Annotated in this window: 5 protein-coding genes; all 5 read left to right on the top strand. The window is 67.0% G+C overall.

Annotated features, from left to right (window positions below; all coding sequences use genetic code 11):
• On the top strand, positions 1-2,131 hold a 2,131-nt coding region (ftsH, locus tag BN423_RS10920; RefSeq protein WP_019240086.1), incomplete at its 5' end, for an ATP-dependent zinc metalloprotease FtsH.
• A gap of 273 nt (positions 2,132-2,404) precedes the next feature.
• Positions 2,405-4,471 (top strand): elongation factor G, encoded by a 2,067-nt coding sequence (locus tag BN423_RS09865; RefSeq protein WP_026089081.1) that lies wholly within the window; start codon positions 2,405-2,407, stop codon positions 4,469-4,471.
• A gap of 345 nt (positions 4,472-4,816) precedes the next feature.
• Positions 4,817-5,746 carry a transporter substrate-binding domain-containing protein gene (locus BN423_RS09855; protein ID WP_232385570.1) on the top strand — a complete coding sequence of 310 codons (930 nt, stop codon included), beginning with the start codon at positions 4,817-4,819 and terminating at the stop codon, positions 5,744-5,746.
• Between the two features lie 39 nt (positions 5,747-5,785).
• Positions 5,786-7,021 carry an amino acid ABC transporter permease gene (locus BN423_RS09850; protein WP_232385569.1) on the top strand — a complete coding sequence of 412 codons (1,236 nt, stop codon included), beginning with the start codon at positions 5,786-5,788 and terminating at the stop codon, positions 7,019-7,021.
• Positions 7,022-7,045: 24 nt separating this feature from the next.
• Positions 7,046-7,774 (top strand): amino acid ABC transporter ATP-binding protein, encoded by a 729-nt coding sequence (locus BN423_RS09845; protein WP_019240081.1) that lies wholly within the window; start codon positions 7,046-7,048, stop codon positions 7,772-7,774.
• The last annotated feature ends 177 nt before the right edge of the window (positions 7,775-7,951 follow it).

Below are 7,951 nucleotides of genomic sequence, written 5' to 3'. Positions count from 1 at the left end.
CCCGGGCAGCTCCCCGGAGCCGTTCGCGCAGCAGCCGCAGGGGGGCTCCCGCCAGGAGGGCGGACCCTCGTCGGGTCGTCCGCGCCGCGGCCCCTCGCGCGCCTCGTGGCTCTACATCCTCGTCGCCTGCGCGCTCATCGCGTACCTCGTCTTCAGCATGAATGGCGGCCCCGCCCGCCCGTCCGATTCCACGGAGCTCGCGACGAGCGAGTTCGTGACGGCGGTCGAGGACGGCCGCGTCGACTCGGTGACCTACACCATCGTGACCGGCGAGCTCGAGGGGACGTACTGGAAGGACGCCGCCGACATCGGCAACGCCAAGGCGGCGGAGCCCTTCACCTCGACCTACATCGGCTCCGACGCGCTCGCCGAGCTCATGGCGGCGCATCCGGCCACCAAATACGTCGTGGACACGAGCGACCCCGACGCGTTCATGGATCTGCTCTTGGGGCTCGCCCCCACGGTTCTGCTCGTGCTCATCATGATCTACTTCATGCGCCAGATGATGGGTGCGAACAACAAGGCCATGCAGTTCGGCAAGACGAACGCCAAGATGAACGAGGCGACGCGCCCCAAGGTGAAGTTCTCCGACGTCGCCGGCATCGACGAGGCGGTCGAGGAGCTCCAGGAGGTGCGCGACTTCCTCTCCGACCCGGAGCGCTACCGCAAGCTCGGCGCGAAGATCCCGCGCGGCGTGCTGCTCGTGGGCCCTCCCGGCACGGGCAAGACGCTGCTCGCCAAGGCGGTTGCCGGCGAGGCGGGCGTGCCGTTCTTCTCCATCTCCGGCTCCGACTTCGTGGAGATGTTCGTGGGCGTGGGCGCAAGCCGCGTGCGCGACCTGTTCACGAAGGCGAAGGAGCAGGCTCCGTCCATCATCTTCATCGACGAGATCGACGCGGTCGGCCGCCAGCGCGGCGCCGGCCTGGGCGGCGGGCACGACGAGCGCGAGCAGACGCTCAACCAGCTGCTCGTGGAGATGGACGGCTTCGAGGAGAACGAGAGCGTCATCCTCATCGCCGCGACGAACCGCCCCGACATCCTCGATCCGGCGCTCCTGCGCCCCGGCCGCTTCGACCGCCAGATCACGGTCGACCGCCCCGATGTGAAGGGCCGCGAGCAGATCCTGCGCGTGCACGCCGCGAACAAGCCGCTCGACCCGGATGTGAAGTTCGACAAGCTCGCGCAGCTCACCGTCGGCTTCACGGGCGCGGACCTCGCGAACCTCATGAACGAGGCCGCCCTGCTCGCCGCGCGCCGGCACCGCCCGCGCATCGGCATGGACGAGGTCGAGGAATCCATGGAGCGCGTCATCGCCGGCCCGGAGCGCAAGACGCGCATCATGACCGAGACGGAGCGCCGCACCATCGCCGTGCACGAGAGCGGCCACGCCCTCGTGGGGCACGTGCTGGAGCACGCCGACCCGGTGCACAAGATCACGATCATCCCGCGCGGCCAGGCGCTCGGCTACACCATGCAGCTGCCCACCGAGGACCACTTCCTCAAGACGCGCAACGAGATGCTCGACGAGCTCGCGGTGTTCCTGGGCGGCCGCGTGGCCGAGGAGCTGCTGTGCGACGACGTGACGAGCGGCGCGTCGAACGACCTCGAGCGCGCGACCAAGATGGCGCGCGAGATGGTCACGCGCCTGGGCATGAGTGAGGAGCTGGGCACGCAGGTATTCGGCGAGGCGCAGCATCAGGTGTTCCTGGGCCGCGACTACGCCGACCACCAGGATTACTCCGAGGAGACGGCACGGCGGATCGATTCCGAGGTGCAGCGCATCATGCGCGAGGCGCACGAGCGCGCCAAGCGCATCCTCACGGAGCGCCGTGCGCAGCTCGAGCTCATGGCGGACGTGCTCCTCGAGCGCGAGACGGTCGAGGGGGAGGCGGTCGAGGCACTGCTTGACGGCACCTGGGACGCCTACCTCGAGCGCGAGGCCGCCGGAGACGTGAAGGGCGGTTCCAGCTCGACGGGCTCCACCGCGCGCCGCAAGCCGCGCCAGAGCGACGAGGAGATCGCCGCCGAGGCCGCGCGCTTCGCCGAGGAGGCCATGGCGTCCGAGGGGAACCCGGGCGAAGGCGGCGACTATGAGGCCGCGCCGCGCGAGGAGCAGGCGACCGAGGAGTAGCCGCGCACGCGGCCGGTACGCACCGGCGGCATGGCGGGCTTGCGCCTGCCCGAGACAACGAGCCGCGCAACGAGGCGGGGCGGGGTGCACATCGGCTGCGCCCCGCCCCGCTGCCGTCTGGCGTTCCTGCGCGCGCACTGGTCGAAAACACGGTTAGCGCTTCCCGTGCCGGGGGTACGCTCTTCTCAGCGTATGTGTTCGGTGCGCCGCGCGCCCCGGAGCTGGCCCCATGCTTGCCCGCGCGCGCCGCGCTCCCCAGACAAGGAGGCTGCTATGGGTGCGCCTAAGACAAGTGATGTGAGGAACGTGGTTCTCGTAGGCCAAGGCGGGGTGGGCAAGACCTCGCTCGCGGAGGCCATGCTCCACCTTTCCGGCAAGACCGCCCGCCTGGGTGGTCATGCGGGCACGAAGCCCACACTCGACTATGACGCCGAGGAGGTCAAGCGCGAGTTCTCCATCTCGACCTCCATCGCGCCCATCGATTGGAAGGGCGTGCGCATCAACGTGCTCGACGCGCCCTGCTACCCCGATTTCATCGGCGATGCCTACGCGGCGATGAGCGTGTGCGAGACCGCGCTCTTCGTGGTCGACGCCGCGGAAGGCCCCCAGCCCACGACCGTGAAGCTCTGGTATGCCGCCGAGGACCTGCGCCTCGCCCGCGCCGTGTTCATCAACCGCATCGATAAGGAGAACGCGGACTACGACACCTGCATGAAGGCGCTGCGCGACCGCTTCGGCGCGCGCCTGGGCGCCGTCACGCTGCCGTGGGGCACGGGCGACGACTTCGAGGGCGTCATCGACATCGTGCGCATGAAGGCGCGCCATTGCGAGGGCACGACGCAGACCGAGTTCGACATCCCCGACGAGTACATCGACGCCGCCGAGGAGGCGCGCGAGCAGCTGTGCGAGGCCGTGGCCGAGGCCGACGACGAGCTCATGATGAAGTACCTCGAGGGCGAGGCGCTCTCGCAGGAAGAGGTCGAGGGGCTGCTGTCCAAGGCCATCGCGAAGCGCCTGTTCGTGCCCGTGTTCGTGGGTTCGTGCACGCACGAGCTGGGCGTCCACTCCGTCATGGACGACATCGCCACGTACTTCCCGAAGCCGACGGACTACGGCGAGATGCCGCTCGTGGACGGCGACACGCTCAAGATCTCGTCCGAGGACGACCGCCCCGTGGCCTTCGTGTTCAAGACCCTGAACGACCCTCAGCAGGGTCGCATCAGCTTCCTCAAGGTGCTCACCGGCACGCTCACGCCCGGCATCGAGCTCGTGAACGCCCGCACGCGCAAGGGCGAGCGCATCGCGCACCTCTACGTGATGTGCGGCAAGGAGATGACCGACGTGGGCAAGGCCGAGGCCGGCGACATCATCGTCACCACGAAGATCGCCGCCGACACGGGCGACACGCTCTCGGTGACCGGCAAGGTCGAGGCCGCGGCGTTCCAGTTCCCGAACAGCCAGTACCGCATCGCCATCGAGGCCGAGAACCGCTCCGACGAGGACAAGCTCTTCACGTTCATCGACCGCGCCTGCGAGGCCGACCCCACCATGCGCATCGAGCGCAACGAGGAGACCGGCCAGACCATCATCTCCGCCGTGGGCGAGGCGCAGGTGAGCGTGCTGCTCAACCGCCTCGAGGAGCGCACGAAGGTCGCCGCGCATATTGTTCCCATCAAGATCCCGTATCGCGAGACCATCCGCCGCGTGGCGAGCGCGCAGGGACGCCATAAGAAGCAGACCGGCGGCGCCGGCCAGTTCGGCGACTGCTATCTGCGCGTGGAACCGCTGCTCGACGGCACGGACTACGAGTTTGTCGACGAGGTCGTGGGCGGCCGCATCCCGCGCGCGCTCATCCCCGCCGTGGACAAGGGCGTGCAGGAGACCATGAAGGAAGGCGTCATCGCCGGCTACCCGCTCACGGGCATTCGCGTCGCCTGCTACGACGGTTCCTACCACCCGGTCGACTCCAACGAGATGGCCTTCCGCGCCGCCGCGCGCATCGCGCTCAAGAAGGCGTGCGCCGAGGCCGACCCCGTGGTGCTCGAGCCCATGGAGAACATCACCGTCACCATCCCGGAGAGCTACGCCGGCGCCGTGATGGGCGATGTCTCCGGCTCGCGCGGCCGCGTGACGGGCATGGATACGGACGAGCGCGGCAACACCGTGGTCACGGCCACCGTGCCGCTCGCCGAGCTCACCGACTACGCCACGCGCCTGCGCTCCATCACGCGCGGCACGGGCGACTTCCAGATGGAGCCCGCCGGCTACGAGCAGGTGCCCTACGACGTGCAGAAGCACCTCGTGGAGTTCTACGAGGAGTCCCGCGCCCAGGGCCGCTAGCTGAGTCATTGGGGACGGGTTCATTTGACTCACGCGGGAGGTGTTCTCGTCCCCATGTAAAAATACCCCTGGGGTAAATGTACATCCGCTGAAAAGCGCCGCAGGAAGCGACTCGCCTGCGGCGCTTTGCTGTGTCGAGCGGGCGCAACGGCCCGTCCGTTCGCGCCCGCGCATCGTTTCATGCTTGTTTCGGCCAAAGTATTCTTGCCCGTGCAAGCCTTCCCGGCATATCCTTATCCACGTGCGCGGAACTTTCTCGCATTAAGTTGCAAGGGGGAGGGGAATGGGTCCCCTCCGGTTGCGCGTACGGAAGGGGTTATACAACACATCAGGGAAGGAACCATCATGAGGAAGACCACCCCCACCGCATTGTCATCTACGCAGCCCGCGTGCTCGCGCCGCAAGTTCTTGAAGCTCTCGGGGCTCTCAGCGGTAGGGATGGGGAGCATGATGTTCCTCGCCGGGTGTGGCCCCGCCGCCCAGGAGACGGACGATACCGCGGGCAGCTCCGACGCGACCGCTGCCGCCGCGTCCTTCGGTGAGGACGGCGTGCTGCGCGTGGGCATGGAAGCCGCGTACGCGCCGTACAACTGGCAGGTCTCCGAGGAGTCCGAATACACCATCCCCATCGAGAACGTCTCGGGCGCCTATGCGGACGGCTACGACGTGCAGGTCGCCAAGCGCATCGCTGAGGAGTTCGACCTCGATCCCGTCGCGGTGAAGCTCGACTTCGCCGGCCTCATCGACGCGCTCAACAACGGCCAGATCGACATCATCTGCGCCGGCATGTCCGTCGACCCGGAGCGCGCCGCATCCGCCGACTTCTCCAACTCCTACATCGATGACGACATCGTGCTCATCACCACCGACGGCTCCGCCTACGCCAATGCTACGACGTTCGCCGACCTCGCGGGCGCGACCGTCCTGGGGCAGGCGGCCACCATGTACGACGACGTCATCGATCAGATCCCGGACGTCACGCACATGACGCCCGCCGAGACCGTCCCGCTCGTGGTCGAGAACCTCTCGAACGGCGCCTGCGACATCATCACGTACTCGATGCTCTCCGTGCCCAAGCTCATCGAGCAGTATCCCACCTTCGTCGAGATTCCCATGGAGGAGAAGTTCGAGGGTTCCGTCATGCCCGACAACGCCGCCATCGTGAAGGGTTCCGATACCGAGATCATGGACCGCATCAACGCGGTCATCGACGGTATCGACCAGGATGAGCGCCAGGAGATGTGGAACGCCTGCATGGATCGCCAGCCCGCGTAAGGCGCCGGCGCCGCAGAACCACGGGAATCAAGGAGCATCATGGATTCACATGAGTCTTCGCCTCAAGGCGGCCGTTCGCGCATCGGCCGCCTTCGGGCGTTTCTAACGAACGACCACAGGTACGTGCTGCTCGGCACGAGCGTCGTCGCGTTCGCGGGGATGCTGCTCTCGAGCCAGCCGCGCCCGGCGCTGAGCTTCCTCGCGCGGGCGTACACCCTCGAGGTCGTGATGTACTACCTGCTCGTTGCATGGCTTGTGCTCAGCGCGGTGGCGCTCGTGTTCAAGCTCACGCATTGGCGCACGTATGCGGAGCGCGCGCCCTTCGTGCGGCCCGCCGTGCGCCGTGCGCTGCGCTACGCGTCGTACGTCGTGTGGCTCATCGTCGCCGTGCTCGCGGTCGACCGCCTCGTCATGGGGCTCGCCTCGGCCTGGGCGGTGGCCACCACCGCGTCCTCCCGCCCGGTGGACAACGCGCTCGAGAGCGCGCTCTACATGCTCTACCAGGGGCGGCAGACGTTCATCACCGGCATCACCACCACGATCGTGCTCGCGGTGTTCGGCACCATCCTGGCGTTTTTCCTCGCGCTGCTGCTGGCGTTCTGCCGCATCCAGGTGCCCGACCGCTCCGACAACGACTTCGTGCGGTTCTGGAAGGTCGTGGGGGCGGACTTCGCCCGCGTCTACAGCACGATCGTGCGCGGCACCCCCATGATGGTTCAGGCGGGCATCATCTTCTTCGGTGGCGTCGCCATCCTGCGCGGCGCGGGGCTCACGACGGCCAGCATCAACGTGGTGTGGTCGCCGTTCATCGCGGGCTTCGTGACCATCACGTTCAACTCCACCGCCTACATGATGGAGGTTCTGCGCGGCGGCATCGAATCGGTCGACCCGGGGCAGACGGAGGCGGCGCGCTCGCTCGGCCTCTCGCAGTGGCAGGCCATGCGCACGGTGGTGTTCCCGCAGGGCATCAAGTACGCCATCCCCGGCCTGTCGAACGAGCTCGTCGTGAACATCAAGGACTCCTCGGTGCTCTCGGTGATCGGCACGTTCGACCTCATGTTCGCCACGGACTCGATCGCCGGCATCTACTACCAGCAGTTGCAGGCGAACATGATCGCCGCGGTGGCGTACCTCGCGCTTACGATGATCGCGACGAAGCTGCTCGGGATGTTCTCGAAGCGCCTGAGCGCGCAGACGGGGCCGGTCGTGGTGATGTCGGATTCGACGGTGCAGGCGGAGATGCTCAAGCCGCAGCACGACCGAGGGGATGTGTAGTGCATGGATACGCAGGCTAAACCGATGGTGCGCATCGAGGGGCTGCGCAAGTCGTTCGGCTCGCTCGAAGTGCTGCGCGACATCAATCTCAACGTCATGCCCGGTCAGGTGGTGACGATCATCGGGCCGTCGGGCTCGGGCAAATCGACGCTCCTTCGCTGCATCAACCTGCTCGAGAGCCCGGACGCGGGGCATGTGTGGTTCCACGGGGCGAACCTCGCCGCGGACCACGTGAACGTGAACGCCCTGCGCGAGAAGATCGGCATGGTGTTCCAGGGGTTCAACCTCTTCAATAACAAGAACGTGCTCGACAACTGCACGCTCGCGCCCGTCCTGCTCAAGAAGATGACGCGCGACGAGGCGGAGCACGTAGCCATGGAGCACCTGGAATCGGTGGGGATGGCGGCTTTCGCACACGCCGCGGTGAACACGCTCTCCGGCGGGCAGAAGCAGCGCGTGGCCATCGCGCGGGCGCTCTGCATGAACCCCGATCTCATGCTCTTCGACGAGCCCACGAGCGCGCTCGACCCCGAGATCGTGGGCGAGGTGCTCGAGGTCATGCGGCGGCTCGCGGCGGGCGGCATGACCATGGTGGTCGTGACGCACGAGATGTCGTTCGCGAAGAGCGTCTCCGACGAGGTGCTGTTCATGGATCGTGGCGTCATCGCCGAGCGCGGCACGCCCGAGCAGATCTTCACCGCTCCCAAGCAGGAGCGCACGCGCACCTTCCTCGCGCGCTACCTGGAGGATTAGCACCGGAATGGGTTGGTTGGGGACGTGTTCCTTCCAACCCATTTCCCGTTTTGCGCGAAACGAGCGGTTTATAGGCACCCTCGGAAGTAGCAAGGGGTCATGCGTTGAAGAAAGCGCAGGTAGTCGAGTTGCCCTTTTGCCGGCTACTTGGCTACCCCCGCATAAAACGTTCGTTTC

The sequence above is a fragment of the Enorma timonensis genome (assembly GCF_000321165.1).
Taxonomy (GTDB): domain Bacteria; phylum Actinomycetota; class Coriobacteriia; order Coriobacteriales; family Coriobacteriaceae; genus Enorma.
The sequence above is the reverse complement of the archived record's forward strand: the minus strand, read 5'-3'. Positions and strand labels throughout refer to the sequence as shown.